Annotated in this window: 24 protein-coding genes and 4 tRNA genes; 27 read left to right on the top strand and 1 reads right to left on the bottom strand. The window is 58.6% G+C overall.

All coding sequences use genetic code 11. The features are described 5' to 3' along the window. Positions 1 to 100: 100 nt before the first annotated feature. The 11 genes from PQQ52_RS24505 (at position 101) to rplL (ending at position 5,298) form a co-directional block, all read left to right on the top strand. A tRNA-Tyr gene (locus PQQ52_RS24505) sits at positions 101 to 186 on the top strand. Positions 187 to 227: 41 nt separating this feature from the next. Continuing rightward, a tRNA-Gly gene (locus PQQ52_RS24500) sits at positions 228 to 301 on the top strand. Positions 302 to 317: 16 nt separating this feature from the next. Continuing rightward, a tRNA-Thr gene (locus PQQ52_RS24495) sits at positions 318 to 392 on the top strand. A gap of 63 nt (positions 393 to 455) precedes the next feature. Next, positions 456 to 1,646 (top strand): elongation factor Tu, encoded by a 1,191-nt coding sequence (gene tuf, locus PQQ52_RS24490; protein WP_063497539.1) that lies wholly within the window; start codon positions 456 to 458, stop codon positions 1,644 to 1,646. 65 nt (positions 1,647 to 1,711) lie between these two features. Beyond that, positions 1,712 to 1,787 (top strand) — tRNA-Trp (locus PQQ52_RS24485). A 36-nt stretch (positions 1,788 to 1,823) separates the two neighbouring features. Continuing rightward, entirely contained in the window at positions 1,824 to 2,204 is a 381-nt protein-coding gene (gene secE, locus PQQ52_RS24480) for a preprotein translocase subunit SecE (protein WP_046567533.1), read from the top strand. A 1-nt stretch (position 2,205) separates the two neighbouring features. Next, entirely contained in the window at positions 2,206 to 2,763 is a 558-nt protein-coding gene (gene nusG / locus PQQ52_RS24475; protein ID WP_007180147.1) for a transcription termination/antitermination protein NusG, read from the top strand. 164 nt (positions 2,764 to 2,927) lie between these two features. After that, positions 2,928 to 3,359 carry a 50S ribosomal protein L11 gene (gene rplK, locus PQQ52_RS24470; protein WP_025496715.1) on the top strand — a complete coding sequence of 144 codons (432 nt, stop codon included), beginning with the start codon at positions 2,928 to 2,930 and terminating at the stop codon, positions 3,357 to 3,359. Then, positions 3,360 to 4,058 (top strand): 50S ribosomal protein L1, encoded by a 699-nt coding sequence (rplA, locus tag PQQ52_RS24465; RefSeq protein WP_035554727.1) that lies wholly within the window; start codon positions 3,360 to 3,362, stop codon positions 4,056 to 4,058. It begins immediately after the preceding gene. A 301-nt stretch (positions 4,059 to 4,359) separates the two neighbouring features. Continuing rightward, entirely contained in the window at positions 4,360 to 4,863 is a 504-nt protein-coding gene (rplJ, locus tag PQQ52_RS24460) for a 50S ribosomal protein L10 (RefSeq protein WP_054043370.1), read from the top strand. Between the two features lie 63 nt (positions 4,864 to 4,926). Continuing rightward, on the top strand, positions 4,927 to 5,298 hold the full coding sequence (gene rplL, locus PQQ52_RS24455) for a 50S ribosomal protein L7/L12 (protein ID WP_172318043.1): 372 nt from the start codon (positions 4,927 to 4,929) through the stop codon (positions 5,296 to 5,298). A gap of 3 nt (positions 5,299 to 5,301) precedes the next feature. On the opposite strand, the gene PQQ52_RS24450 is transcribed toward rplL, so the two are convergent. After that, complete coding sequence (locus tag PQQ52_RS24450) at positions 5,302 to 5,544, bottom strand: hypothetical protein (RefSeq protein WP_408216910.1); 243 nt, start codon at positions 5,542 to 5,544, stop codon at positions 5,302 to 5,304. Between the two features lie 124 nt (positions 5,545 to 5,668). Here PQQ52_RS24450 and rpoB point away from each other — a divergent pair, with 124 nt between their 5' ends. The 16 genes from rpoB to rplP all read left to right on the top strand — a co-directional run bounded on the left by rpoB (position 5,669) and on the right by rplP (position 25,736). Next, positions 5,669 to 9,775 (top strand): DNA-directed RNA polymerase subunit beta, encoded by a 4,107-nt coding sequence (gene rpoB / locus PQQ52_RS24445; protein WP_408216907.1) that lies wholly within the window; start codon positions 5,669 to 5,671, stop codon positions 9,773 to 9,775. 21 nt (positions 9,776 to 9,796) lie between these two features. Further along, the gene (gene rpoC / locus PQQ52_RS24440) at positions 9,797 to 14,035 is read left to right on the top strand and encodes a DNA-directed RNA polymerase subunit beta' (RefSeq protein WP_408216904.1); all 4,239 of its coding nucleotides are present in this window, start codon (positions 9,797 to 9,799) and stop codon (positions 14,033 to 14,035) included. Between the two features lie 202 nt (positions 14,036 to 14,237). Beyond that, a complete protein-coding gene (gene recQ, locus PQQ52_RS24435; protein ID WP_408216902.1) occupies positions 14,238 to 16,085 on the top strand; it encodes a DNA helicase RecQ in 1,848 nt (615 codons plus the stop codon). A 220-nt stretch (positions 16,086 to 16,305) separates the two neighbouring features. Next, positions 16,306 to 16,686, top strand: coding sequence for a 30S ribosomal protein S12 (gene rpsL / locus PQQ52_RS24430; RefSeq protein WP_006998493.1), 381 nt, complete (start codon positions 16,306 to 16,308; stop codon positions 16,684 to 16,686). 181 nt (positions 16,687 to 16,867) lie between these two features. Continuing rightward, complete coding sequence (rpsG, locus tag PQQ52_RS24425) at positions 16,868 to 17,338, top strand: 30S ribosomal protein S7 (protein ID WP_006053291.1); 471 nt, start codon at positions 16,868 to 16,870, stop codon at positions 17,336 to 17,338. Between the two features lie 134 nt (positions 17,339 to 17,472). Further along, positions 17,473 to 19,575, top strand: a complete 2,103-nt coding sequence (gene fusA, locus PQQ52_RS24420; RefSeq protein WP_408216899.1) for an elongation factor G — start codon at positions 17,473 to 17,475, stop codon at positions 19,573 to 19,575. 47 nt (positions 19,576 to 19,622) lie between these two features. After that, the gene (gene tuf, locus PQQ52_RS24415; RefSeq protein WP_063497539.1) at positions 19,623 to 20,813 is read left to right on the top strand and encodes an elongation factor Tu; all 1,191 of its coding nucleotides are present in this window, start codon (positions 19,623 to 19,625) and stop codon (positions 20,811 to 20,813) included. Positions 20,814 to 20,939: 126 nt separating this feature from the next. Further along, positions 20,940 to 21,251 carry a 30S ribosomal protein S10 gene (rpsJ, locus tag PQQ52_RS24410; RefSeq protein ID WP_006998489.1) on the top strand — a complete coding sequence of 104 codons (312 nt, stop codon included), beginning with the start codon at positions 20,940 to 20,942 and terminating at the stop codon, positions 21,249 to 21,251. Between the two features lie 201 nt (positions 21,252 to 21,452). Beyond that, positions 21,453 to 22,112, top strand: a complete 660-nt coding sequence (gene rplC / locus PQQ52_RS24405) for a 50S ribosomal protein L3 (protein ID WP_408216896.1) — start codon at positions 21,453 to 21,455, stop codon at positions 22,110 to 22,112. Next, on the top strand, positions 22,112 to 22,732 hold the full coding sequence (gene rplD, locus PQQ52_RS24400) for a 50S ribosomal protein L4 (RefSeq protein WP_007180136.1): 621 nt from the start codon (positions 22,112 to 22,114) through the stop codon (positions 22,730 to 22,732). Before rplC ends, rplD begins: the two co-directional genes overlap by 1 nt. Further along, entirely contained in the window at positions 22,729 to 23,043 is a 315-nt protein-coding gene (gene rplW / locus PQQ52_RS24395) for a 50S ribosomal protein L23 (RefSeq protein ID WP_007180135.1), read from the top strand. The genes rplD and rplW overlap by 4 nt, the downstream gene beginning before the upstream one ends. Before the next feature lie 2 nt (positions 23,044 to 23,045). Continuing rightward, positions 23,046 to 23,873, top strand: coding sequence for a 50S ribosomal protein L2 (rplB, locus tag PQQ52_RS24390; protein ID WP_169487532.1), 828 nt, complete (start codon positions 23,046 to 23,048; stop codon positions 23,871 to 23,873). Positions 23,874 to 23,883: 10 nt separating this feature from the next. Further along, complete coding sequence (gene rpsS, locus PQQ52_RS24385) at positions 23,884 to 24,159, top strand: 30S ribosomal protein S19 (protein ID WP_054036552.1); 276 nt, start codon at positions 23,884 to 23,886, stop codon at positions 24,157 to 24,159. Between the two features lie 7 nt (positions 24,160 to 24,166). Continuing rightward, positions 24,167 to 24,499 (top strand): 50S ribosomal protein L22, encoded by a 333-nt coding sequence (rplV, locus tag PQQ52_RS24380; protein ID WP_197070230.1) that lies wholly within the window; start codon positions 24,167 to 24,169, stop codon positions 24,497 to 24,499. Positions 24,500 to 24,510: 11 nt separating this feature from the next. Next, complete coding sequence (gene rpsC / locus PQQ52_RS24375; RefSeq protein ID WP_011490053.1) at positions 24,511 to 25,317, top strand: 30S ribosomal protein S3; 807 nt, start codon at positions 24,511 to 24,513, stop codon at positions 25,315 to 25,317. Between the two features lie 2 nt (positions 25,318 to 25,319). Next, the gene (gene rplP / locus PQQ52_RS24370; RefSeq protein ID WP_007180131.1) at positions 25,320 to 25,736 is read left to right on the top strand and encodes a 50S ribosomal protein L16; all 417 of its coding nucleotides are present in this window, start codon (positions 25,320 to 25,322) and stop codon (positions 25,734 to 25,736) included. Positions 25,737 to 25,739 lie beyond the last annotated feature (3 nt).

Here is a 25,739-nt window from a genome sequence, read left to right as displayed (position 1 = left end):
AGCAGCTGGAATCACTATATAAGTGAGAGCTATGAGTTTGGAACGGTCAAGCAAGCCTTGACAGTAAGCGGTTGTTCCCTCATAATCATCAGTTCTCTGCGGAGGGGTGCCCGAGTGGCTAAAGGGGGCAGACTGTAAATCTGTTGGCTTACGCCTACGTTGGTTCGAATCCAACCTCCTCCACCAGAATGCAGGTTGTAGCAGTAGATGGGAATCCATGGATCCTTGCGGGTGTAGCTCAATGGTAGAGCAGAAGCCTTCCAAGCTTACGACGAGGGTTCGATTCCCTTCACCCGCTCCAGCAACAAAGAAGTAGCGCCCATGTGGCTCAGTGGTAGAGCACTCCCTTGGTAAGGGAGAGGTCGGCAGTTCGATCCTGCCCATGGGCACCAGAAGTACTCGGTGATTGTTTGCGCGCGGCGCAACGTACGGATAAATCCTCTTAGGAGTCGAAAATGGCCAAGGGTAAGTTTGAGCGGACCAAGCCGCACGTGAACGTCGGCACGATCGGTCACGTTGACCACGGCAAGACCACGCTGACGGCAGCGATCACGACGGTTCTGACCAAGAAGTTTGGCGGCGAAGCAAAGGCATATGACCAGATCGACGCGGCGCCGGAAGAAAAGGCACGCGGTATCACGATCAACACGGCGCACGTCGAGTACGAAACGGCTAACCGCCACTACGCACACGTCGACTGCCCGGGCCACGCTGACTATGTGAAGAACATGATCACGGGCGCAGCGCAGATGGACGGCGCGATTCTGGTGTGCTCGGCCGCAGACGGCCCGATGCCGCAAACGCGTGAGCACATCCTGCTGGCGCGTCAGGTTGGCGTTCCGTACATCATCGTGTTCCTGAACAAGTGCGACATGGTGGACGACGCTGAGCTGCTGGAGCTCGTCGAGATGGAAGTTCGTGAACTTCTGTCGAAGTACGATTTCCCGGGCGACGACACGCCGATCATCAAGGGTTCGGCCAAGCTGGCGCTGGAAGGCGACACGGGCGAGCTGGGCGAAGTGGCGATCATGAATCTGGCCGATGCGCTGGACACGTACATCCCGACGCCGGAGCGCGCAGTTGACGGTGCGTTCCTGATGCCGGTGGAAGACGTGTTCTCGATCTCGGGTCGTGGCACGGTGGTGACGGGTCGCGTTGAGCGTGGCGTCGTGAAGGTCGGCGAAGAAATCGAAATCGTCGGTATCAAGCCGACGGTGAAGACGACCTGCACGGGCGTGGAAATGTTCCGCAAGCTGCTCGACCAGGGTCAGGCAGGCGACAACGTTGGTATCCTGCTGCGCGGCACGAAGCGTGAAGACGTGGAGCGTGGCCAGGTTCTGGCGAAGCCGGGTTCGATCAACCCGCACACGCATTTCACGGCTGAAGTGTACGTGCTGAGCAAGGATGAAGGCGGCCGCCACACGCCGTTCTTCAACAACTATCGTCCGCAGTTCTACTTCCGTACGACGGACGTGACGGGCTCGATCGAGTTGCCGAAGGACAAGGAAATGGTCATGCCGGGCGACAACGTGTCGATCACGGTGAAGCTGATCAACCCGATCGCGATGGAAGAAGGTCTGCGCTTCGCAATCCGCGAAGGCGGCCGTACGGTCGGGGCAGGTGTCGTTGCCAAGATTCTCGAGTAACGCCAGATAGTTCTCGTTAATCGGTGGTTTCGGGGTTGGCGGTGTCGTCAACCCCAAAATGGTTTAGGGGTATAGCTCAACTGGCAGAGCGTCGGTCTCCAAAACCGAAGGTTGGGGGTTCGATTCCCTCTGCCCCTGCCAACTCACGCGTCGTATGTGGCGCTTCGTTAAGGTGTTATGGCGAATCCTTCCGTCGAAACTGTAAATACATCCGGCGACAAGCTGATGCTCGTCGCGGGCGTATTGTTGGTCTTGGCCGGGTTCGTGGGGTTCTTCTGGCTCAGCGGCCAGGAATGGTACGTCCGCGGAGCTGCCTTGGCTGTTGGCGCTATCGCAGGTGTTGCAGTCGGTCTTCTCTCCGCGCCTGGCAAGGGTTTCATCGCTTTCGCCAAAGACTCGTACAAAGAAGTTCGTAAGGTTGTCTGGCCGACTCGTAAAGAGGCCACCCAGACAACGCTCGTAGTGTTCGGCTTCGTGTTCGTGATGGCGATCTTTCTTTGGATTAGCGATAAATCCATCGAATGGGCGATTTTCTCGGTGATTCTGGGTTGGAAATGATATGAGCGATACTCCGGCGTCCCCGAGCGGCAAACGTTGGTACGTGGTGCACGCCTACTCCGGCATGGAGAAGAGCGTGCAACGTGCGCTTCAAGAGCGCATTGAACGTGCTGGCATGCAAGACCAATTTGGTCAAATCCTCGTTCCGACTGAAGAAGTGGTCGAGGTGAAAGGTGGTCACAAATCAGTGACCGAACGTCGTTTCTTTCCGGGTTATGTGCTCGTGGAAATGGAGATGACGGATGAGACGTGGCACCTTGTGAAGAATACTGCAAAGGTGACGGGTTTCGTCGGCGGGGCGCGTAATCGTCCGAGCCCGATTTCCCCGCGGGAAGTCGAAAAGATCATGTCGCAAATGCAGGAAGGCGTGGAAAAGCCGCGTCCGAAGACCCTGTTCGAAGTGGGCGAGATGGTTCGGGTGAAGGACGGTCCATTCACGGATTTCAACGGCAGCGTCGAAGAAGTGAACTACGAAAAGTCGCGCGTCCGTGTTTCCGTTACAATTTTCGGCCGCGCAACGCCGGTCGAGCTGGAATTCGGCCAGGTCGAAAAGTTGTAATCCAGAATTCTACGGGGCGCACCAATCGGTGCGCCCCGTATTTCGCGCTTACGGTCCGCGTAATGGCCGTTGAGGAGCGCAAGTAGCCTGTTTTTGGCGAACGCGCGCTACTACTCACTGAATGTCCGCTTGTACCCCGGCGGCGTTCCTAAGAGGTTTTCAAAATGGCAAAGAAAATCATCGGCTTTATCAAGCTGCAGATTCCTGCAGGTAAAGCCAACCCGTCGCCGCCGGTCGGTCCGGCACTGGGCCAACGCGGCCTGAACATCATGGAGTTCTGCAAAGCGTTTAACGCGCAGACTCAAGCTATGGAACCGGGTCTGCCGATTCCGGTCGTGATCACTGCGTTCGCGGACAAGAGCTTCACGTTCGTTCTGAAGACGCCGCCGGCTACGGTTTTGATCAAGAAAGCAGCAAAGATCGACAAGGGTTCGGCTAAGCCGCATACCGACAAGGTCGGCAAGATCACCCGCGCTCAAGCTGAAGACATCGCCAAGACCAAGATGCCCGATCTGACGGCAGCTGATCTGGACGCAGCGGTTCGTACAATCGCTGGTAGCGCCCGCTCGATGGGCATCACCGTGGAGGGCGTGTAAATGGCTAAGCTTTCAAAGCGTCTGCAAGCATTTGCAGCCAAGGTTGATCGTCAAAAGCTGTACGCGATCGACGAAGCTCTGTCGCTCGTGAAGGAATGCGCAAGCGCCAAGTTCGACGAGTCGATCGACGTTGCAGTGCAACTCGGCATCGACGCGAAGAAGTCGGACCAAGTGGTTCGAGGCTCGGTCGTGCTGCCGGCTGGTACCGGTAAGTCGGTTCGCGTGGCCGTATTCGCTCAAGGCGAAAAGGCTGAGCAGGCTCGTGCAGCCGGCGCGGAAATCGTCGGTATGGAAGACCTGGCTGAACAAGTCAAGGCTGGCAAGTTGGACTTCGACATCGTGATCGCTTCACCGGACACGATGCGCGTTGTCGGTACGCTTGGTCAGATTCTCGGCCCGCGCGGCCTGATGCCGAATCCGAAGGTTGGCACGGTTACGCCGGACGTCGCGACCGCGGTCAAGAACGCCAAGGCTGGCCAGGTGCAATTCCGTGTCGACAAGGCCGGTATCATCCACGCCACGATTGGTCGTGCTTCGTTTGAGCCGACGGCTCTGCGCAGCAACCTGAACGCTCTCGTCGACGCGCTGCAAAAGGCGAAGCCGGCAACGAGCAAGGGTGTGTACCTGCGCAAGGTTGCGCTGTCGAGCACGATGGGTGTTGGCGTTCGCGTCGACCAGGCATCGATCGCAGCACAGTAACGAATTCATCGCCTCGATGTGAGTCGAGGCGGTTTTATGGGCTTTGGGCGGTCGCAAGATGGCAGTTAGCATCGAGCGACCGGTTGTCAAAGACCGTTGGCGGGAACGCAGCAGGCAGGCGGCCCCTTAATGTAAAGCCAACGCAGATGGCGAACCCGAAAAGGTTTTGTAGTGATGACGCCGTTGGATGTCCGCAGAAATGTGGAGATCGGGCGGTCGAAATACTCCTGACTGGTCGGACGCCGTTATTGAACGCGGTACACAAGGCGCACGCTGCGTGTATCGAATCTGGAGGTTAACCGTGCCACTCAATAAAGAAAGCAAGCAGGCCGTCGTCGCTGAGGTTGCCGCGCAAGTCGCGAAAGCCCAGACCGTGGTTCTGGCTGAGTATCGTGGGATCACGGTTGGCGATCTGACCAAGCTGCGCGCGAAAGCGCGTGAGCAACAGGTTTACCTTCGTGTGTTGAAAAACACGCTGGCGCGTCGCGCTGTTGAAGGTACCCCGTTTGCTTCTTTGGCAGAGCAGATGACCGGTCCCCTGATCTACGGCATCTCGGAAGATGCCATTGCCGCTGCTAAGGTCGTCAACGACTTCGGCAAGAGCAATGACAAGTTGATCATCAAGGCTGGTTCCTACGAAGGCAAGGTGATGGACAAGGCTGGCGTGCAAGCGCTGGCAAACATCCCGAGCCGCGAAGAACTGCTCTCCAAGCTGTTGTACGTTATGCAAGCACCTGTTTCTGGCTTTGCGCGCGCTCTGGCCGCGCTGGCAGAAAAGAAACAAGGCGAAGAAGCTGCTGCTTAACGCACTTCAGTCGAGCGTGATTGATCGCTGGCTGTATCCGAATTCAATTTAGGAGTATTTCAAATGGCAATCGCAAAAGATGACATCCTCGAGGCAGTAAGCTCGATGTCGGTTCTGGAACTGAACGAGCTGGTCAAGGCGTTCGAAGAAAAGTTTGGCGTGTCGGCCGCTGCTGTTGCAGTGGCAGGCCCGGCAGGCGCAGCTGCAGCTGTCGCTGAAGAGCAAACCGAATTCACGGTCAACCTGACGGAAGTCGGCGCGAACAAGGTTTCGGTCATTAAGGCTGTTCGTGAACTGACGGGTCTCGGCCTGAAGGAAGCGAAGGACCTGGTCGACGGTGCACCGAAGCCTGTTAAGGAATCGGTACCGAAGGCTGCTGCTGAAGAAGCCAAGAAGAAGTTGGAAGAAGCCGGCGCGAAGGCTGAAATCAAGTAAGTTTCAGCGCGTTGTGCGAAGGCTGGCGGTTTTCCACCGCCGGCCTTTTTGTGCTTTGTGGGAATCACGTTTTTGCCAGCTGATTTCGGCAAGAGCGGGGGTCCCAGAAGCCAAAGAAAATCGCCTATCGGCAATATTGACCGGCGCTTCTCTTTGTCTTCTGAAGCGACTGCAGAAGGCAAGTTTGGTCGGGTAGCGGGCAACATAGGCATCCGCTGCCGTCAGCCAGCGGTTGGTAGCGGCCAACCACCAAGCTTCTAGGCTCGTTCAAGCCATCGGACGGCCATCGGGTCTCAGTCGGTGAACACTCGGGTTGTCTCATCAAGGTATCCTGCCTCGACAACAATGCCCGCCGTGATTCGGAGATCGTATGCAATATTCCTTCACCGAGAAGAAGCGCATTCGCAAGAGTTTTGCGAAGCGCCCCATCGTTCACCAAGTACCTTTCCTGCTGGCTACCCAGCTTGAATCATTCAGCACGTTTCTGCAAGCAGACACGTCGTCCACGCAACGCAAGCCGGAAGGCCTGCAGGCTGCGTTTACATCCGTTTTCCCGATTGTTTCGCACAACGGGTTCGCGCGTCTAGAGTTCGTCAGCTACATGCTGTCGCCGCCGGCATTCAACATCAAGGAATGTCAGCAGCGCGGTTTGACCTACTGCTCGGCACTGCGCGCGAAAGTGCGTCTGGTGCTGCTCGACAAGGAATCGCCGAGCAAGCCGGTCGTCAAGGAAGTGAAGGAACAGGAAGTGTACATGGGCGAAATTCCGCTCATGACGCCGACGGGTTCGTTCGTCATCAACGGTACGGAACGTGTGATCGTTTCGCAGCTGCATCGTTCGCCGGGCGTGTTCTTCGAACACGACAAGGGCAAGACGCACAGCTCGGGTAAGCTCCTGTTCTCGGCACGTATCATTCCTTACCGCGGTTCGTGGCTCGACTTCGAATTCGATCCGAAGGACGTGCTGTACTTCCGCGTTGACCGCCGTCGCAAGATGCCGGTCACGATTCTGCTCAAGGCTATTGGCCTGACGCCGGAACAGATCCTCGCGAACTTCTTCGTGTTCGACAATTTCACGCTGATGCCGGAAGGCGCGCAGATGGAATTCGTGCCGGAGCGTCTGCGTGGTGAAGTCGCACGTTTCGATATTACGGATCGTGACGGCAACGTGATCGTCCAGAAGGACAAGCGGATCAACGCCAAGCACATTCGCGATCTCGACAACGCGAAGACGAAGTTCATCTCGGTTCCGGAAGACTATCTGCTCGGGCGCGTGCTGGCGAAGAACGTCGTCGACGGCGACACAGGTGAAGTCATCGCTAACGCGAACGACGAAATCACCGAAACCGTCCTCGAAAAGCTCCGCGAATCGAAGATCAAAGACATCCAGACGCTCTACACGAACGATCTGGATCAAGGTCCGTACATCTCGTCGACGCTGCGTATCGACGAAACCGCCGACAAGATGGCCGCTCGCATCGCGATCTACCGCATGATGCGTCCGGGCGAACCGCCGACCGAAGAAGCGGTCGAGGCGCTGTTCAACCGTCTGTTCTATAGCGAAGACGCATACGACCTGTCCAAGGTGGGTCGTATGAAGTTCAATCGCCGTGTCGGTCGCGACGAAATCGTCGGTCCGATGACGCTGCAAGACGACGACATCCTCGCCACGATCAAGATCCTGGTCGAACTGCGTAACGGCAAGGGCGAAGTGGACGACATCGACCACTTGGGCAATCGTCGTGTGCGTTGCGTCGGCGAACTGGCGGAAAACCAGTTCCGCGCAGGTCTCGTGCGTGTCGAACGTGCTGTGAAGGAACGCCTCGGCCAGGCCGAAAGCGAAAACCTGATGCCGCACGACCTGATCAACTCGAAGCCGATTTCGTCGGCGATTCGTGAGTTCTTCGGTTCGTCGCAGCTGTCGCAGTTTATGGACCAAACGAACCCGCTGTCGGAAATCACCCACAAGCGCCGTGTTTCGGCACTTGGCCCGGGCGGTTTGACGCGTGAGCGCGCTGGCTTTGAAGTTCGCGACGTGCACCCGACCCACTATGGCCGTGTGTGTCCGATTGAAACGCCGGAAGGTCCGAACATCGGCCTGATCAACTCGCTCGCACTGTACGCGCACCTGAACGAATACGGCTTCCTGGAAACGCCGTATCGCAAGGTCGTGGACAGCAAGGTGACCGATCAAATCGACTATCTGTCGGCGATCGAAGAAGGCCGTTACGTGATCGCTCAGGCGAACGCGGCGGTTGCTGCTGATGGCTCGCTGACCGACGAACTGGTGTCGTCGCGTGAAGCAGGCGAAACGCTGATGGTTACGCCGGACCGCATCCAGTATATGGACGTGGCGCCGTCGCAGATCGTCTCGGTGGCAGCATCGCTGATTCCGTTCCTCGAGCACGATGACGCGAACCGCGCATTGATGGGTTCGAACATGCAGCGTCAGGCTGTGCCGTGTCTGCGTCCTGAAAAGGCTGTGGTCGGTACGGGTATTGAACGCACGGTGGCAGTCGACTCGGGTACCACGGTTCAGGCATTCCGTGGTGGTGTGGTCGATTACGTCGACGCAGGCCGTATGGTGATTCGCGTGAACGACGATGAAGCCGTTGCTGGCGACGTCGGCGTGGACATCTACAACCTGATCAAGTACACGCGTTCGAATCAGAACACGAACATCAACCAGCGCCCGATCGTGAAGGTCGGCGACATCGTGTCGCGTGGCGACGTGCTGGCTGACGGTGCATCGACCGACCTCGGCGAACTGGCTCTCGGCCAGAACATGCTGGTCGCGTTCATGCCGTGGAACGGCTACAACTTCGAAGATTCGATCTTGATCTCGGAGAAGGTGGTTGCTGACGACCGTTACACGTCGATCCACATCGAAGAACTGAACGTCGTAGCTCGCGATACGAAGCTCGGACCGGAAGAAATTACGCGCGACATCTCGAACCTGGCTGAAGTTCAACTCGGCCGTCTCGATGAGTCGGGCATCGTCTACATCGGCGCTGAAGTTGAAGCAGGCGACGTGCTGGTCGGTAAGGTTACGCCGAAGGGTGAAACCCAGCTGACGCCGGAAGAAAAGCTGCTGCGCGCGATCTTCGGTGAGAAGGCTTCGGACGTGAAGGACACGTCGCTGCGCGTGCCGTCGGGCATGAGCGGCACGGTCATCGACGTGCAAGTGTTCACGCGTGAAGGCATCCAGCGCGACAAGCGTGCGCAACAGATCATCGACGATGAACTGAAGCGTTATCGCCTCGACCTGAACGACCAGCTGCGTATCGTGGAAGGCGATGCATTCCAGCGTCTCGCACGTATGCTGGCCGGCAAGGTCGCGAACGGCGGTCCGAAAAAGCTCGCGAAGGGTACCAAGATCGAACAGGCTTACCTGGAAGATCTCGACCACTACCACTGGTTCGACATCCGCCTCGCGGATGAAGAAGCAGCGGCACAGCTCGAAGCGATCAAGGACTCGATCGAACAGAAGCGTCACCAGTTCGATCTGGCGTTCGAAGAAAAGCGCAAAAAGCTCACGCAAGGCGACGAACTGCCGCCGGGCGTGCTGAAGATGGTCAAGGTGTATCTGGCTGTTAAGCGTCGTCTGCAGCCTGGCGACAAGATGGCCGGCCGTCACGGTAACAAGGGTGTTGTGTCGAAGATCGTTCCGATCGAAGACATGCCGTACATGGCCGATGGCCGTCCGGCTGACGTCGTTCTGAACCCGCTCGGCGTGCCGTCGCGGATGAACGTGGGTCAGGTTCTCGAAGTGCATCTGGGTTGGGCCGCGAAGGGTCTCGGCTGGCGTATCGCCGAAATGCTGCAGCGTCAGGCGAAGATCGCTGACCTGCGCGAATTCCTGACCAAGATCTACAACGAGTCGGGCCGCGCTGAGGAGCTGGATAGCTTCACGGACGACGAAATCGTCGAACTGGCGAAGAACCTGCGCGAAGGCGTGCCGTTTGCCACGCCGGTGTTCGACGGTGCGACGGAAGAAGAAATGTCGCGCGCGCTGGATCTGGCATTCCCGGACGACATCGCGAAGAACCTCGGCATGACGCCGTCGAAGAATCAGGTGCGTCTGTACGACGGCCGCACGGGCGAGATGTTCGAACGTACGGTAACGGTCGGCTACATGCACTACCTGAAGCTGCACCACTTGGTCGACGACAAGATGCACGCGCGTTCCACGGGCCCGTACTCGCTCGTGACGCAGCAGCCGTTGGGCGGTAAGGCGCAGTTCGGTGGCCAGCGTTTCGGTGAAATGGAAGTGTGGGCGCTCGAAGCGTACGGCGCATCGTACGTGTTGCAGGAAATGCTCACGGTGAAGTCGGATGACGTGGCGGGCCGGACCAAGGTGTATGAGAACCTGGTCAAGGGTGATCACGTGATCGACGCCGGCATGCCGGAATCCTTCAACGTGTTGGTGAAGGAAATCCGCTCGCTCGGTATCGATATCGACCTCGACCGCAACTAATCGGACTACGGAGAGAAAGCAATGAAAGCTCTGCTCGATCTATTCAAGCAAGTCCAACAGCCTGAAGTTTTTGACGCGATCAAGATCGGTCTGGCTTCGCCAGACAAGATCCGTTCGTGGTCGTTCGGTGAAGTTAAGAAGCCGGAAACCATCAACTACCGGACGTTCAAGCCGGAACGCGATGGTCTGTTCTGCGCGAAGATCTTCGGGCCGATCAAAGACTACGAATGCCTTTGCGGCAAGTACAAGCGCCTGAAGCATCGTGGCGTGATCTGTGAAAAGTGCGGCGTCGAAGTGACGCTCGCGAAGGTGCGTCGCGAACGGATGGGCCACATTGAGTTGGCCTCGCCGGTTGCTCACATCTGGTTCCTGAAGTCGCTGCCGTCGCGTCTGGGCATGGTGCTCGACATGACGCTGCGCGACATCGAACGCGTGCTGTACTTCGAAGCATACGTGGTGATCGATCCGGGCATGACGCCGCTGAAAGCGCGGCAGATCATGACGGAAGAGGATTACTACAACAAGGTCGAAGAGTACGGTGACGAATTCCGTGCCGAGATGGGCGCGGAAGGCGTTCGCGAACTGCTGCGCGCGATCAACATCGACGAACAGGTCGAGATGCTGCGCACCGAACTCAAGAATACGGGTTCGGAAGCGAAGATCAAGAAGTACGCGAAGCGCCTGAAGGTGCTCGAGGCTTTCCAACGTTCGGGCATCAAGCCTGACTGGATGGTGCTCGAAGTGCTGCCGGTGCTGCCGCCGGAACTGCGTCCGCTGGTGCCGCTGGATGGCGGCCGCTTCGCGACGTCGGACCTGAACGACCTGTATCGCCGCGTGATCAACCGTAACAACCGGTTGAAGCGTCTGCTCGAATTGAAGGCGCCTGAAATCATCGTCCGCAACGAAAAGCGGATGCTGCAGGAAGCCGTCGATTCGCTGCTCGACAACGGTCGTCGCGGTAAGGCAATGACCGGCGCGAACAAGCGCCCGCTGAAGTCGCTCGCTGACATGATCAAGGGTAAGGGCGGTCGTTTCCGTCAGAACTTGCTCGGTAAGCGCGTTGACTACTCGGGCCGTTCGGTGATCGTGGTCGGCCCGACGCTCAAGCTGCATCAGTGCGGTCTGCCGAAACTGATGGCGCTCGAACTGTTCAAGCCGTTCATCTTCAACAAGCTCGAAGTGATGGGTGTGGCTACCACCATCAAGGCTGCGAAGAAGGAAGTCGAGAACCAGACGCCGGTGGTGTGGGACATTCTGGAAGAAGTGATCCGCGAACATCCGGTGATGCTGAACCGCGCGCCGACGCTTCACCGTCTTGGCATTCAGGCTTTCGAGCCGGTGCTGATCGAAGGTAAGGCTATCCAGCTGCACCCGCTCGTTTGCGCGGCGTTCAACGCCGACTTCGACGGTGACCAGATGGCTGTGCACGTGCCGCTGTCGCTCGAAGCGCAGATGGAAGCGCGTACGCTGATGCTGGCGTCGAATAACATCCTGTTCCCGGCCAACGGCGATCCGTCGATCGTGCCGTCGCAGGATATCGTGCTCGGCCTGTACTACGCGACGCGTGAAGCTGTGAATGCCAAGGGCGAAGGCCTGACGTTCACCGGCGTGTCGGAAGCACTGCGCGCTTACGAGAACAAGGAAGTCGAGCTGGCCTCGCGCGTCAACGTGCGGATCACGGAAATGGTCCACAACGAGGACACGTCGGAAGGCGCGCCGAAGTTCGTGCCGAAGATTACGCTGTATCCGACGACCGTTGGCCGTTCGATCCTGTCGGAAATTCTGCCGCCGGGTCTGCCGTTCTCGGTGCTGAACAAGCCGCTGAAGAAGAAGGAAATCTCGCGTCTGATCAACACCGCATTCCGCAAGTGCGGTCTGCGTGAGACGGTGATCTTTGCCGACCAGCTGATGCAGATGGGTTTCCGTCTGGCAACGCGCGCCGGTATTTCGATTTGCGTCGACGACATGCTCGTGCCGCCGCAGAAAGAACAGATCGTTGGCGATGCAGCCAAGAAGGTGAAGGAGTACGACCGTCAGTACATGTCGGGTCTCGTCACGTCGCAAGAACGCTACAACAACGTAGTCGACATCTGGTCGGCAACGTCGGAAGCGGTCGGTAAGGCGATGATGGAACAGCTGTCGACGGAACCGGTGGTCGATCGCGACGGCAACGAAACGCGTCAGGAATCGTTCAACTCCATCTACATGATGGCTGACTCGGGTGCTCGTGGTTCCGCGGTTCAGATTCGTCAGTTGGCCGGTATGCGTGGCCTGATGGCGAAGCCGGACGGCTCGATCATCGAGACGCCGATTACGGCGAACTTCCGTGAAGGCCTGAACGTGTTGCAGTACTTCATCTCGACCCACGGTGCACGTAAGGGTCTGGCTGATACGGCACTCAAGACGGCTAACTCGGGTTACCTGACGCGTCGTCTCGTCGACGTGACGCAGGATCTGGTGGTGGTCGAGGACGATTGCGGTACGTCCAACGGCGTCGCCATGAAGGCGTTGGTCGAAGGCGGTGAAGTCGTCGAAGCGCTGCGTGACCGTATTCTCGGTCGCGTAACGGTGGCCGACGTCGTCAATCCGGAATCGCAGGAAACGCTGTACGAAACGGGCACGTTGCTCGACGAAGACGCGGTCGAAGAAATCGAACGCCTCGGCATCGACGAAGTGCGCGTGCGTACGCCGCTGACATGCGAAACGCGTTACGGTCTGTGCGCAGCCTGCTATGGCCGCGACTTGGGTCGTGGCTCGTCGGTCAACGTCGGTGAAGCAGTTGGTGTGATCGCTGCTCAGTCGATCGGCGAACCGGGCACGCAGCTCACGATGCGTACGTTCCACATCGGTGGCGCGGCGTCGCGTGCAGCAGTGGCTTCGTCGGTTGAAGCCAAGTCGAACGGTACGGTTCGTTTCACGGCGACCATGCGTTACGTTACCAATGCGAAGGGCGAGCAGATCGTCATCTCGCGTTCGGGCGAAGCGATGATCACCGACGACCACGGCCGCGAGCGCGAACGTCACAAGGTGCCGTACGGCGCGACGCTGTTGCAACTGGACGGTGCGCAGATCAAGGCCGGCACGCAACTGGCGACGTGGGATCCGATGACGCGTCCGATCATCACCGAGTACGGTGGCACGGTGAAGTTCGAAAACGTCGAAGAAGGCGTGACGGTTGCCAAGCAGATCGACGATGTGACGGGTCTCTCGACGCTGGTCGTGATCGACGTGAAGCGCCGCGGTTCGCAAGCGTCGAAGACGGTGCGTCCGCAGGTCAAGCTGCTCGACGCGAACGGCGAAGAAGTCAAGATCCCGAACACCGAGCACTCGGTGCAGATCGGCTTTCAGGTCGGCGCTCTGATCACCGTGAAGGACGGTCAGCAAGTGCAGGTTGGTGAAGTGCTGGCACGTATCCCGGTTGAATCGCAAAAGACTCGCGACATTACCGGTGGTCTGCCACGCGTGGCCGAACTGTTCGAAGCGCGCTCGCCGAAGGACGCCGGTATTCTGGCGGAAGTCACGGGCACGACGTCGTTCGGTAAGGACACGAAGGGCAAGCAGCGTCTCGTTATCACGGACCTCGAAGGCAATCAGCACGAGTTCCTGATCGCGAAGGAAAAGCAGGTTCTGGTGCACGATGGTCAGGTCGTCAACAAGGGCGAAATGATTGTCGACGGGCCGGCTGATCCGCACGACATCCTGCGTTTGCAGGGCGTCGAAGCGCTGGCGCGCTACATCGTGGACGAAGTGCAGGACGTGTATCGTCTGCAGGGCGTGAAGATCAATGACAAGCACATTGAAGTGATCGTCCGTCAGATGCTGCGCCGTGTGCAGATCGTCGATAACGGTGACACGCGCTTCATCATGGGCGAACAGGTCGAGCGCTCGGATATGCTCGACGAGAACGACCGGATGGCTGCGGAAGACAAGATCCCTGCAACCTACGACAACGTGCTGCTCGGTATCACGAAGGCGTCGCTGTCGACCGATTCGTTCATCTCCGCGGCGTCGTTCCAGGAAACGACTCGCGTGCTGACCGAAGCGGCGATCATGGGCAAGCGCGACGATCTGCGCGGGCTGAAGGAAAACGTGATCGTTGGTCGTCTGATTCCGGCTGGTACGGGTCTCGCGTTCCACAAGGCACGCAAGAGCAAGGAACTGTCCGACCGCGAGCGTTTCGATCAGATCGCAGCGGAAGAGTCGTTCGAATTCGGTACGCCGGAAACCCCGGCCGCCGAACAGCAGCACTCAGGCGAGTAAGTCCCGGCGGCGCAAGCCGCTCGGGCTCACCAGCCAGCGAAGCCGCTCAGTTTCGACTGAGCGGCTTTTTTTATGCGCCTCATTTTTGTGCGGTTTTGTGGATTCGTCGGCCAAACGGCTAACGTTTGTGCAAAGCGCGGGCGCAGCACGAATGCGTTGGTAAAATTCGTGTCACCGGCATTACGCTGCTTCTCTCAAATTCATGTCCCGTCCGCTCGAAATCCTCAACGAAGTCTTCGGTTACCCCGCGTTTAGAGGACAGCAGGGCGAAATTGTCGAGCACGTCGCCGGCGGCGGCGATTGCCTCGTGCTGATGCCGACGGGCGGTGGCAAGTCGTTGTGTTATCAGATTCCGTCACTGGTGCGGCGCGAAGCTGGATGCGGAGCGGGGATCGTGGTGTCCCCGTTGATCGCATTGATGCAGGACCAGGTCGCTGCGCTCACGGAAGTCGGTGTGCGTGCCGCGTACCTGAATTCGACGCTGTCGAGCGCGGAAGCGATGGCCACCGAGCGCGCGTTGCGCGAAGGCGAAATCGATCTGTTGTATGTGGCGCCGGAACGGCTGATGACGCCCCGTTTCCAGGAACTGCTTGAGCGCACGCGCATCGGCCTGTTCGCAATCGACGAAGCGCATTGCGTGTCGCAATGGGGGCACGATTTCCGCCCTGAATATATTCAGCTGTCGGTGCTGCACGAGCGCTTTCCGAACGTACCCCGCATCGCGCTCACCGCGACCGCCGACGCGATTACGCGCGACGAAATCATCCACCGTCTCGCGCTGGATGACGCGCGCATCTTCGTATCGAGTTTCGATCGGCCGAACATTCGCTATCGCATTGTTGAGAAGGACAATGCGCGTACGCAATTGCTGGACTTCATCCGCGCCGAACATTCGAAGCCGGACGGCACGACCGACGCCGGCGTGGTGTATTGCCTGTCGCGGCGCAAGGTCGAAGAAACGGCCGAGTGGTTGAAAGAGAAAGGGATGCGCGCGTTGCCTTATCACGCCGGCATGGAGTTCGAGATCCGCCAGAAGCATCAGGAGATGTTTCAGCGCGAGGAGGGCATCGTGATGTGCGCGACGATCGCCTTTGGTATGGGTATCGACAAGCCGGATGTGCGTTTTGTGGCTCACCTTGATTTACCGAAGAGCGTCGAAGGCTACTATCAGGAAACCGGTCGCGCCGGTCGCGACGGCATGCCTGCCAATGCCTGGATGGCATACGGTCTCGGCGACGTCGTGCAGCAGCGCAAGATGATTGACGAATCCGACGCCGACGATGCGCATAAGCGCGTCCAGACAGGCAAGCTCGATGCGCTTCTCGGACTTTGCGAAGCGGCGACCTGCCGCCGGGTGCGGTTGCTCGCGTATTTCGGCGAATCGAGCAAGCCGTGCGGCAACTGCGACAACTGCATCGAGCCGCCCGACACCTGGGACGCGACACGCGAAGCGCAGATGGCGCTGTCCTGCGTATTCCGCGCGCAGCGGGCGAGCGGCTTTCATTTCGGCGCCGGGCACTTGATCGACATTCTCCGCGGCAACCGTAGCGAGAAGATCCTGCAACGTGGCCACGAAAAGCTGACAACGTTCGGAATCGGCGCCGCGCTCGGCGAGCCGGAGTGGCGCGCTATCTTTCGCCAGCTCGTCGCATTCGGCTACCTCACCGTCGACCACGAAGGTTTCGGCTCGCTGGTACTGACAGAGGCTGCCAAAGCGGTGCTGAAGAGTGAGCAGAGCGTCACGATGCGCCGCTATGTGAAGCCCACGCGTACCCGTCAGTCGTCCGGTCGCACAAGCGAGCGGGCCGATCCGACGATCGGTATGGGTCCGCGCGAGCGTGCCCGCTGGGAGCGCCTGCGCACTTGGCGCACTGAGACGGCGAAGAGCGATGGCGTGCCGGCCTATGTCATTTTCCACGACGCCACGCTGGCGGAAATTGCGCGCAACGGTCCAGATTCCATCGAGGATTTGCGTGGCATTCCCGGCATGGGCGCGCGCAAACTCGACCGTTTCGGCGACGAATTGCTGGAAGTTGTCGCCGCCGACTGAGAGCCGCGAGCGCTATTTGAGGTCGGCAGGCGTGCGAAACATTGCAACCTGTTGACTCGCTTAGCATTTTCGGAATATTATGCTAGGTTCCGGTTCTTGGAATGCCTGTGTGCGAAGTGAATTCGTGCGCTGGCACCTCGGTCCGGAAGTTCGATGCGCAATCGTTTCTGCTTTGCCCGGAAACAGATGCGTCGATTTTGTTCAATTTCAGGAATAAACAATGCCAACCATCAATCAACTGGTTCGCAAAGGCCGCGCGTCGGAAACGACGAAGAGCAAGAGCCCGGCTTTGCAGGACTGCCCCCAGCGTCGTGGCGTGTGCACCCGTGTGTACACCACGACGCCTAAGAAGCCGAACTCGGCACTTCGTAAGGTTGCGAAGGTGCGCCTGACGAACGGCTTCGAAGTCATTTCGTACATCGGTGGTGAAGGCCACAATCTGCAGGAACACTCGGTCGTGCTGATTCGCGGCGGCCGTGTTAAAGACTTGCCGGGTGTGCGTTACCACATGGTTCGCGGCTCGCTGGATACCCAGGGCGTCAAGGATCGTAAGCAGGCTCGCTCGAAGTACGGTGCGAAGCGTGCCAAGGCTGGCAAGTAATCAGCCGGTCAAAGTAGTTTCAGGTCGCCTGCGAGGGCGGTAATAGCGGTGGTGCCGGAATCGCCGGTGCTGTCGAGTAAGTGGTCACCCGACCAGGCTGGTAAGTCGTTAGGGATGAATCGGGTTAGTTGGTGGCCGCGGGGCTGATAAACAGCTCCAACTGAAAAGTAAAGGAAGAAACATGCCGCGTCGTCGCGAAGTCCCCAAGCGGGAAGTGTTGCCGGATCCGAAGTTCGGTAACGTAGATGTAGCTAAGTTCATGAACGTGCTGATGCTCTCCGGTAAGAAGTCGGTTGCTGAGCGCATTGTGTACGGCGCTTTCGAACAGATCCAGACCAAGGGTGGCAAGGACCCGCTGGAAGTGTTCACGGTAGCGCTCAACAACGTCAAGCCGGTGGTCGAAGTTAAGAGCCGCCGCGTTGGTGGTGCGAACTATCAGGTTCCGGTCGAAGTGCGTCCGTCGCGTCGTATGGCATTGGCGATGCGTTGGTTGCGTGAAGCCGCGAAGAAGCGCAGCGAGAAGTCGATGGCCCTGCGTCTGGCAGGTGAACTCTCCGAAGCGGCCGAAGGCCGTGGCGGCGCGATGAAGAAGCGCGACGAAGTTCACCGGATGGCAGAAGCCAACAAGGCGTTCTCGCACTTCCGTTTCTAAGCTTCCCGAACCCGGGTTTGGCAGAAAAAGCGGAAAGAAATTCCGGGCGGGTGCGCTTACAAAGCGCCTCGCCCGTTTGTGTTACAGCGCGATGGGTATTTTCTCGCATCGCGTCATCCCAATAGAGGATTAAAGTGGCTCGCAAGACACCTATCGAGCGCTACCGTAACATCGGTATTAGCGCTCACATCGACGCCGGCAAAACGACGACGACCGAGCGCATCCTGTTCTACACCGGCGTGAACCACAAGATTGGTGAAGTTCATGACGGCGCTGCCACCATGGACTGGATGGAGCAGGAGCAGGAACGCGGTATCACGATCACGTCCGCTGCTACCACGGCATTCTGGAAAGGCATGGCCGGCGACCGCGCTGAGCACCGCATCAACATCATCGACACCCCGGGCCACGTTGACTTCACGATTGAAGTTGAGCGCTCGATGCGCGTGCTCGACGGTGCATGCATGGTGTACTGCGCAGTGGGCGGCGTGCAGCCGCAGTCGGAAACCGTGTGGCGTCAAGCTAACAAGTACAAGGTTCCCCGTCTCGCGTTCATCAACAAGATGGACCGTACCGGCGCGAACTTCTTCAAGGTCTACGACCAGCTCAAGCTGCGTCTGAAGGCGAACCCGGTTCCGGTTGTCGTGCCTATCGGCGCCGAAGAAACGTTCACGGGCGTGGTCGATCTGCTGAAGATGAAGGCGATCATTTGGGACGAAGCGTCCCAAGGCACGAAATTCTCGTACGAAGAAATCCCGGCTGAGCTCGTCGACACGTGCAACGAATGGCGCGAGAAGATGGTCGAAGCTGCGGCCGAGTCGAACGAAGACCTGATGAACAAGTACCTCGAGTCGGGCGAACTGACGGAAGCGGAAATCATCAAGGGTCTGCGCGACCGTACGATCGCGTGCGAAATCCAGCCGATGCTGTGCGGTACCGCGTTCAAGAACAAGGGCGTGCAACGTATGCTGGACGCCGTGCTCGACTTCCTGCCGTCGCCGATCGACATTCCGCCGGTTACGGGTGAACTCGAAAACGGTGAAAAGGCTGAGCGTCGCGCAGCTGACGATGAGAAGTTCTCGTCCCTCGCGTTCAAGATCATGACCGACCCGTTTGTCGGCCAGTTGATCTTCTTCCGCGTGTACTCCGGTACGACGAAGTCGGGTGACACGCTGCTGAACGCGACCAAGGACAAGAAAGAACGCCTCGGTCGTATTCTGCTGATGCACGCAAATCAGCGTGAAGAAATCAAGGAAGTGCACGCGGGCGACATCGCTGCTGCAGTTGGCTTGAAAGACGCGACCACGGGCGACACGCTGTGCGATCCGCTGCACCCGATCGTGCTCGAGCGCATGATTTTCCCGGAGCCGGTGATTTCGCAGGCTGTTGAGCCGAAGACGAAGCCCGACCAGGAAAAGATGGGTCTGGCGCTGAACCGTCTGGCTCAGGAAGATCCGTCGTTCCGCGTTCAAACGGACGAAGAATCGGGTCAAACCATCATTTCGGGTATGGGCGAGCTCCACCTCGAAATTCTGGTCGACCGGATGAAGCGTGAATTCGGCGTCGAAGCAACGGTCGGCAAGCCGCAAGTAGCGTATCGTGAAACGATCCGCGGCAAGGCGGAAGACGTCGACGGCAAGTTCGTCAAGCAGTCGGGTGGTCGCGGCCAGTACGGTCACGCGGTCATCACGCTCGAGCCGAATGAGCAAGGCAAGGGCTACGAGTTCCTGGACGAAATCAAGGGCGGCGTGATTCCGCGTGAATACATCCCGGCAGTCGACAAGGGTATCCAGGAAACGCTGAAGGCTGGCGTGCTGGCAGGCTTCCCGGTCGTTGACGTGAAGGTTCACCTGACGTTTGGTTCGTACCACGACGTTGACTCGAACGAAAATGCGTTCCGCATGGCCGGTTCGATGGCGTTCAAGGAAGCAATGCGCAAGGCGCAACCGGTCATCCTCGAACCGATGATGGCTGTGGAAGTCGAAACGCCGGAAGACTACATGGGCAACGTGATGGGCGACCTGTCGGGCCGTCGCGGTATTGTTCAGGGCATGGAAGACATGATCGGCGGCGGCAAGATCGTTCGCGCTGAAGTTCCGCTGTCGGAAATGTTCGGCTACTCGACTTCGCTGCGTTCGCTGAGTCAAGGTCGTGCAACGTACACAATGGAGTTCAAGCACTACTCCGAAGCACCGCGCAACGTGTCTGAAGCGATCATCAACGCGAAGTCGAAGTAATCGCGCGGCAAGTCATTCAACGATTAACTTTTTGAAAGAAGAGAAACATGGCTAAAGGTAAATTCGAACGGACCAAGCCGCACGTGAACGTCGGCACGATCGGTCACGTTGACCACGGCAAGACCACGCTGACGGCAGCGATCACGACGGTTCTGACCAAGAAGTTTGGCGGCGAAGCAAAGGCATATGACCAGATCGACGCGGCGCCGGAAGAAAAGGCACGCGGTATCACGATCAACACGGCGCACGTCGAGTACGAAACGGCTAACCGCCACTACGCACACGTCGACTGCCCGGGCCACGCTGACTATGTGAAGAACATGATCACGGGCGCAGCGCAGATGGACGGCGCGATTCTGGTGTGCTCGGCCGCAGACGGCCCGATGCCGCAAACGCGTGAGCACATCCTGCTGGCGCGTCAGGTTGGCGTTCCGTACATCATCGTGTTCCTGAACAAGTGCGACATGGTGGACGACGCTGAGCTGCTGGAGCTCGTCGAGATGGAAGTTCGTGAACTTCTGTCGAAGTACGATTTCCCGGGCGACGACACGCCGATCATCAAGGGTTCGGCCAAGCTGGCGCTGGAAGGCGACACGGGCGAGCTGGGCGAAGTGGCGATCATGAATCTGGCCGATGCGCTGGACACGTACATCCCGACGCCGGAGCGCGCAGTTGACGGTGCGTTCCTGATGCCGGTGGAAGACGTGTTCTCGATCTCGGGTCGTGGCACGGTGGTGACGGGTCGCGTTGAGCGTGGCGTCGTGAAGGTCGGCGAAGAAATCGAAATCGTCGGTATCAAGCCGACGGTGAAGACGACCTGCACGGGCGTGGAAATGTTCCGCAAGCTGCTCGACCAGGGTCAGGCAGGCGACAACGTTGGTATCCTGCTGCGCGGCACGAAGCGTGAAGACGTGGAGCGTGGCCAGGTTCTGGCGAAGCCGGGTTCGATCAACCCGCACACGCATTTCACGGCTGAAGTGTACGTGCTGAGCAAGGATGAAGGCGGCCGCCACACGCCGTTCTTCAACAACTATCGTCCGCAGTTCTACTTCCGTACGACGGACGTGACGGGCTCGATCGAGTTGCCGAAGGACAAGGAAATGGTCATGCCGGGCGACAACGTGTCGATCACGGTGAAGCTGATCAACCCGATCGCGATGGAAGAAGGTCTGCGCTTCGCAATCCGCGAAGGCGGCCGTACGGTCGGGGCAGGTGTCGTTGCCAAGATTCTCGAGTAAAATCGAGGGTTGAAGTTGCAGTAAGTGGTGCCCGGAGCCGGGCGCCGCCCCACGGCGGGCGTCCGGCTCTACGTTCTTTTACTATCTGGCGGCGCAATACCGCCTCGCTCTTTCCAAGGAATTGTCATGCAGAACCAGAAAATCCGCATTCGCCTGAAGGCTTTCGACTATCGCCTGATCGATCAATCGGCAGCTGAAATCGTCGACACGGCAAAGCGGACTGGCGCAATCGTTCGTGGTCCGGTGCCCCTGCCGACCCGCATTCAACGCTTCGACATCCTGCGTTCGCCGCACGTCAACAAGACGTCGCGCGATCAGCTCGAAATTCGTACGCACCAACGCCTGATGGACATCGTTGACCCGACGGACAAGACCGTTGACGCACTGATGAAGCTGGACCTGCCGGCTGGCGTGGACGTGGAAATCAAGCTGCAATAAGGCTTCCAGAGGTTGTCCGGCGTGCTGGACAACGCTAAGTCATTGATTGCTTGCGGAAAACGAAAAGCCTCGCTATAATGCAAGGCTTTTCGCGCATTTGCGCAAAAAAGTCGGTGTGCTGCAGCATGAATTCATGCCCGAAACGGCACCGGCATTTTGTAAATTAGCCCCGACCAATCGCAGTCGGGAATGGAGAAAACGATGAGCCTTGGACTCGTAGGTCGCAAGGTTGGCATGACCCGTATCTTCACGGCAGAAGGGGATTCGATTCCCGTTACCGTGCTGGACGTGTCCGACAACCGCGTGACGCAGATCAAGACTGTTGAAACCGATGGCTACACCGCCGTGCAGGTTGCATTCGGTACGCGCCGTGCATCGCGTGTGACGAAGCCGTTGGCCGGTCATCTCGCCAAAGCCGGTGTTCAAGCCGGTGAAGTCCTCAAAGAATTCCAGATCGATGCTGCCAAGGCTGCCGAGTTGTCGAACGGCACCGTGGTCGGTCCCGACCTGTTCGAAGTAGGCCAGAAGGTCGACGTGCAAGGCGTGTCGATCGGTAAGGGCTACGCCGGTACCATCAAGCGTTACAACTTCGCATCCGGCCGTGCATCGCACGGTAACTCGCGCTCGCACAACGTGCCGGGTTCGATCGGTATGGCGCAGGATCCGGGTCGTGTTTTCCCGGGTAAGCGCATGACCGGTCACATGGGTGACGATACGGTAACCGTGCAAAACCTCGAAATCGCTCGTATCGACGCTGACCGCAAGCTGTTGCTGGTCAAGGGCGCCGTTCCGGGTGCGAAGGGTGGCAAGGTATTCGTTACGCCGGCCGTGAAGACGCGTGCCGTGAAAGGAGCGAAATAATGGAACTTAAGCTCCTGAATGCCAATGGTCAGGAAGGTGCAGGCGTTAGCGCGTCGGACGTAGTGTTCGGTCGCGATTACAACGAAGCCCTGATTCACCAGGTGGTGGTGGCGTATCAAGCGAATGCCCGTAGCGGTAACCGCGCGCAGAAGGACCGTGAGCAAGTCAAGCACACGACCAAGAAGCCGTGGCGCCAGAAGGGTACGGGCCGTGCCCGTGCCGGTATGTCGTCGAGCCCGTTGTGGCGTGGCGGTGGCCGGATTTTCCCGAATTCGCCGGAAGAAAACTTTTCGCACAAGGTCAACAAGAAGATGCATCGCGCAGGTCTCTGCTCGATCTTCTCGCAGCTGGCCCGCGAAGGCCGCATCTCGGTGGTCGACGAGCTGACGCTCGAAGCGCCGAAGACGAAGCTGCTGGCCGAAAAATTCAAGGCGATGGGTCTCGACTCCGTGCTGGTGATTACCGACACGGTTGACGAAAACCTGTACCTCGCGTCGCGCAACCTCGCCCATGTGGCAGTTGTCGAGCCGCGTTACGCCGACCCGCTGTCGCTGATCTACTTCAAGAAGATCCTGATCACGAAGGCTGCGGTCGCCCAGATCGAGGAGTTGCTGTCATGAGCGAGATTCGCAAAAACGATCATCGTTTGATGCAGGTCCTGCTCGCGCCGGTGATCTCCGAAAAGGCGACGCTGGTGGCCGACAAGAACGAGCAAGTTGTGTTCGAAGTCGCGCCGGATGCCACGAAGCAGGAAGTGAAAGCTGCAGTCGAGCTGCTGTTCAAGGTGGAAGTCAATTCCGTCAACGTGCTGGTCTCGAAGGGCAAAGCCAAGCGCTTTGGCCGCTTCATGGGCAAGCGCAAGGACGTGAAGAAGGCGTACGTCTGCCTGAAGCCCGGCCAGGAAATCAACTTTGAAGCGGAGGCCAAGTAATCATGGCAATCGTTAAAGTTAAGCCGACTTCGCCGGGTCGCCGTGCGATGGTCAAGGTGGTCAACAAGGATCTGCATAAGGGTAAGCCGTTCGCACCGCTGCTCGATTCGCAATCCACGACCGCCGGCCGTAACAACAACGGCCACATCACTACGCGCCACAAGGGTGGTGGTCATAAGCATCATTACCGTGTCGTCGATTTCCGTCGCAACAAGGACGGCATTCCGGCAAAGGTCGAACGTCTTGAGTACGATCCGAACCGTAGCGCGAACATCGCGCTGGTTCTGTACGCAGACGGCGAGCGCAAGTACATCATCGCTCCGAAGGGTTTGACGGTTGGCCAGCAACTGATGTCGGGTTCGGAAGCTCCGATCCGCGCAGGTAACACGCTGCCGATCCGCAATATCCCGGTCGGTACGACGATTCACTGCATCGAAATGCTGCCGGGCAAGGGCGCGCAAATGGCGCGTTCGGCTGGTACGTCGGCGATGCTGCTGGCTCGTGAAGGCATCTACGCACAGGTCCGCCTGCGCTCGGGTGAAATCCGCCGCGTTCACGTTGAATGCCGCGCGACGATTGGTGAAGTTGGCAACGAAGAGCATAGCCTCCGTCAAATCGGTAAGGCTGGCGCGAATCGCTGGCGCGGTATCCGCCCGACGGTGCGTGGCGTTGCAATGAACCCGGTCGATCACCCGCACGGCGGTGGTGAAGGCAAGACGGCTGCAGGTCGCGATCCGGTGAGCCCGTGGGGCACGCCGGCCAAGGGTTATCGCACCCGCAGCAACAAGCGCACGACGAGCATGATCGTCCAGCGCCGTCACAAGCGTTAAGGAGTAGGCAATGGCACGTTCTGTAAAAAAAGGTCCGTTCTGCGACGCCCATTTGCTGAAGAAAGTTGAGTCGGCAGCCGCTGCGCGTGACAAGAAGCCGATCAAAACCTGGTCGCGTCGTTCGACGATTCTGCCGGATTTCATCGGTTTGACGATTGCTGTGCATAACGGCCGTCAACACGTTCCGGTGTACATCTCGGAAAACATGGTCGGCCACAAGCTTGGCGAGTTCGCATTGACCCGGACGTTCAAGGGTCATGCAGCCGACAAGAAGGCTAAGAAATAAGGGGATCATGATGGAAGTGAAAGCAATTCATCGCGGTGCCCGCATCTCGGCGCAGAAAACGCGCCTTGTGGCTGACCAGATCCGCGGTTTGCCGGTCGACAAGGCGTTGAACGTTCTGACGTTCTCGCCGAAGAAGGCTGCGGGAATCGTGAAAAAGGTTGTGCTGTCGGCGATCGCGAATGCGGAGCATAACGAAGGCGCCGATATCGACGAGCTCAAAGTAACGAGCATCATGGTCGACAAGGCTGCATCGCTGAAGCGTTTTACCGCGCGCGCTAAAGGCCGTGGTAACCGCATCGAGAAGCAATCCTGTCACATCACTGTGACGGTCGGGAATTAAGGGGTCATACGATGGGACAGAAAATTCATCCGACTGGCTTCCGTTTGGCCGTCAGCCGCAATTGGGCGTCGCGTTGGTACGCGAACAACAACAATTTCGCGGCGATGTTGCAGGAAGACATCGGTGTTCGTGAATACCTGAAGAAGAAGCTGAAAAACGCTTCGGTTGGTCGCGTCGTTATCGAGCGTCCGGCGAAAAACGCGCGCATCACGATTTATAGTTCGCGTCCGGGTGTCGTCATCGGTAAGAAGGGCGAGGATATCGAGCTGCTGAAGTCGGAACTGCAACGCCGCATGGGCGTTCCGGTCCACGTCAACATCGAAGAAATCCGCAAGCCGGAAACCGATGCGCAACTGATCGCGGATTCGATCACGCAACAACTCGAGCGCCGGATTATGTTCCGCCGCGCGATGAAGCGCGCGATGCAAAACGCAATGCGTCTGGGTGCCCAAGGCATCAAGATCATGAGCGCTGGCCGCCTGAACGGTATCGAAATCGCTCGTACGGAATGGTATCGCGAAGGTCGCGTGCCCCTTCATACGCTGCGTGCTGATATCGACTACGCAACTTCGGAAGCGAAGACGACGTACGGCATCATCGGCGTGAAGGTGTGGGTCTACAAGGGCGATACGCTCGGCCGCAACGACGCACCGGTGGTTGAAGAAGTCGCCGAAGAAAAGCGTCCGCGCCGCAACGCACGTCCGGGTGGCGATCGCCGTCCGCGTCGCGATGGTGAAGGTGGTGGCCCGGCAGGTGCACGCCGTGGCGCTCCTCGTCGTGCTGGCGGTGCCGGCGACGGCGGGAAGACTGGAGAATAACGATGCTGCAACCGAAACGCAGAAAGTATCGCAAAGAGCAGAAGGGTCGTAACACCGGTATCGCTACCCGCGGCAACGCGGTGTCGTTCGGTGAGTTCGGCCTGAAGGCCATCGGTCGTGGTCGTTTGACCGCGCGCCAGATTGAAGCGGCACGTCGTGCAATGACGCGTCACATCAAGCGTGGTGGCCGCATCTGGATCCGCATCTTCCCGGACAAGCCGATTTCGCACAAGCCGGCTGAAGTACGTATGGGTAACGGTAAAGGTAACCCTGAGTACTACGTCGCGGAGATTCAACCGGGCAAGATGCTGTACGAAATGGACGGCGTAACCGAAGAGCTGGCACGCGAAGCGTTCCGTCTGGCTGCAGCTAAGCTGCCGCTTAAGACGACGTTTATCGTGCGTCAGCTCGGCGCCTAAGGA

The organism is Paraburkholderia sediminicola (genome assembly GCF_046030555.1).
Classification (GTDB): Bacteria; Pseudomonadota; Gammaproteobacteria; order Burkholderiales; family Burkholderiaceae; genus Paraburkholderia; species Paraburkholderia sediminicola_E.
Note: the sequence above shows the minus strand (reverse complement) of the source record. Positions and strands in the feature narration are given on the sequence as shown.

Coding starts and splice junctions, on each gene's coding strand:
- tuf (WP_063497539.1), top strand. CDS start 456: ATGGCCAAGGGTAAGTTTGAGCGGACCAAGCCGCACGTGAACGTCGGC.
- secE (WP_046567533.1), top strand. CDS start 1,824: ATGGCGAATCCTTCCGTCGAAACTGTAAATACATCCGGCGACAAGCTG.
- nusG (WP_007180147.1), top strand. CDS start 2,206: ATGAGCGATACTCCGGCGTCCCCGAGCGGCAAACGTTGGTACGTGGTG.
- rplK (WP_025496715.1), top strand. CDS start 2,928: ATGGCAAAGAAAATCATCGGCTTTATCAAGCTGCAGATTCCTGCAGGT.
- rplA (WP_035554727.1), top strand. CDS start 3,360: ATGGCTAAGCTTTCAAAGCGTCTGCAAGCATTTGCAGCCAAGGTTGAT.
- rplL (WP_172318043.1), top strand. CDS start 4,927: ATGGCAATCGCAAAAGATGACATCCTCGAGGCAGTAAGCTCGATGTCG.
- rpoB (WP_408216907.1), top strand. CDS start 5,669: ATGCAATATTCCTTCACCGAGAAGAAGCGCATTCGCAAGAGTTTTGCG.
- rpoC (WP_408216904.1), top strand. CDS start 9,797: ATGAAAGCTCTGCTCGATCTATTCAAGCAAGTCCAACAGCCTGAAGTT.
- recQ (WP_408216902.1), top strand. CDS start 14,238: ATGTCCCGTCCGCTCGAAATCCTCAACGAAGTCTTCGGTTACCCCGCG.
- rpsL (WP_006998493.1), top strand. CDS start 16,306: ATGCCAACCATCAATCAACTGGTTCGCAAAGGCCGCGCGTCGGAAACG.
- rpsG (WP_006053291.1), top strand. CDS start 16,868: ATGCCGCGTCGTCGCGAAGTCCCCAAGCGGGAAGTGTTGCCGGATCCG.
- tuf (WP_063497539.1), top strand. CDS start 19,623: ATGGCTAAAGGTAAATTCGAACGGACCAAGCCGCACGTGAACGTCGGC.
- rpsJ (WP_006998489.1), top strand. CDS start 20,940: ATGCAGAACCAGAAAATCCGCATTCGCCTGAAGGCTTTCGACTATCGC.
- rplC (WP_408216896.1), top strand. CDS start 21,453: ATGAGCCTTGGACTCGTAGGTCGCAAGGTTGGCATGACCCGTATCTTC.
- rplD (WP_007180136.1), top strand. CDS start 22,112: ATGGAACTTAAGCTCCTGAATGCCAATGGTCAGGAAGGTGCAGGCGTT.
- rplW (WP_007180135.1), top strand. CDS start 22,729: ATGAGCGAGATTCGCAAAAACGATCATCGTTTGATGCAGGTCCTGCTC.
- rplB (WP_169487532.1), top strand. CDS start 23,046: ATGGCAATCGTTAAAGTTAAGCCGACTTCGCCGGGTCGCCGTGCGATG.
- rpsS (WP_054036552.1), top strand. CDS start 23,884: ATGGCACGTTCTGTAAAAAAAGGTCCGTTCTGCGACGCCCATTTGCTG.
- rplV (WP_197070230.1), top strand. CDS start 24,167: ATGATGGAAGTGAAAGCAATTCATCGCGGTGCCCGCATCTCGGCGCAG.
- rpsC (WP_011490053.1), top strand. CDS start 24,511: ATGGGACAGAAAATTCATCCGACTGGCTTCCGTTTGGCCGTCAGCCGC.
- rplP (WP_007180131.1), top strand. CDS start 25,320: ATGCTGCAACCGAAACGCAGAAAGTATCGCAAAGAGCAGAAGGGTCGT.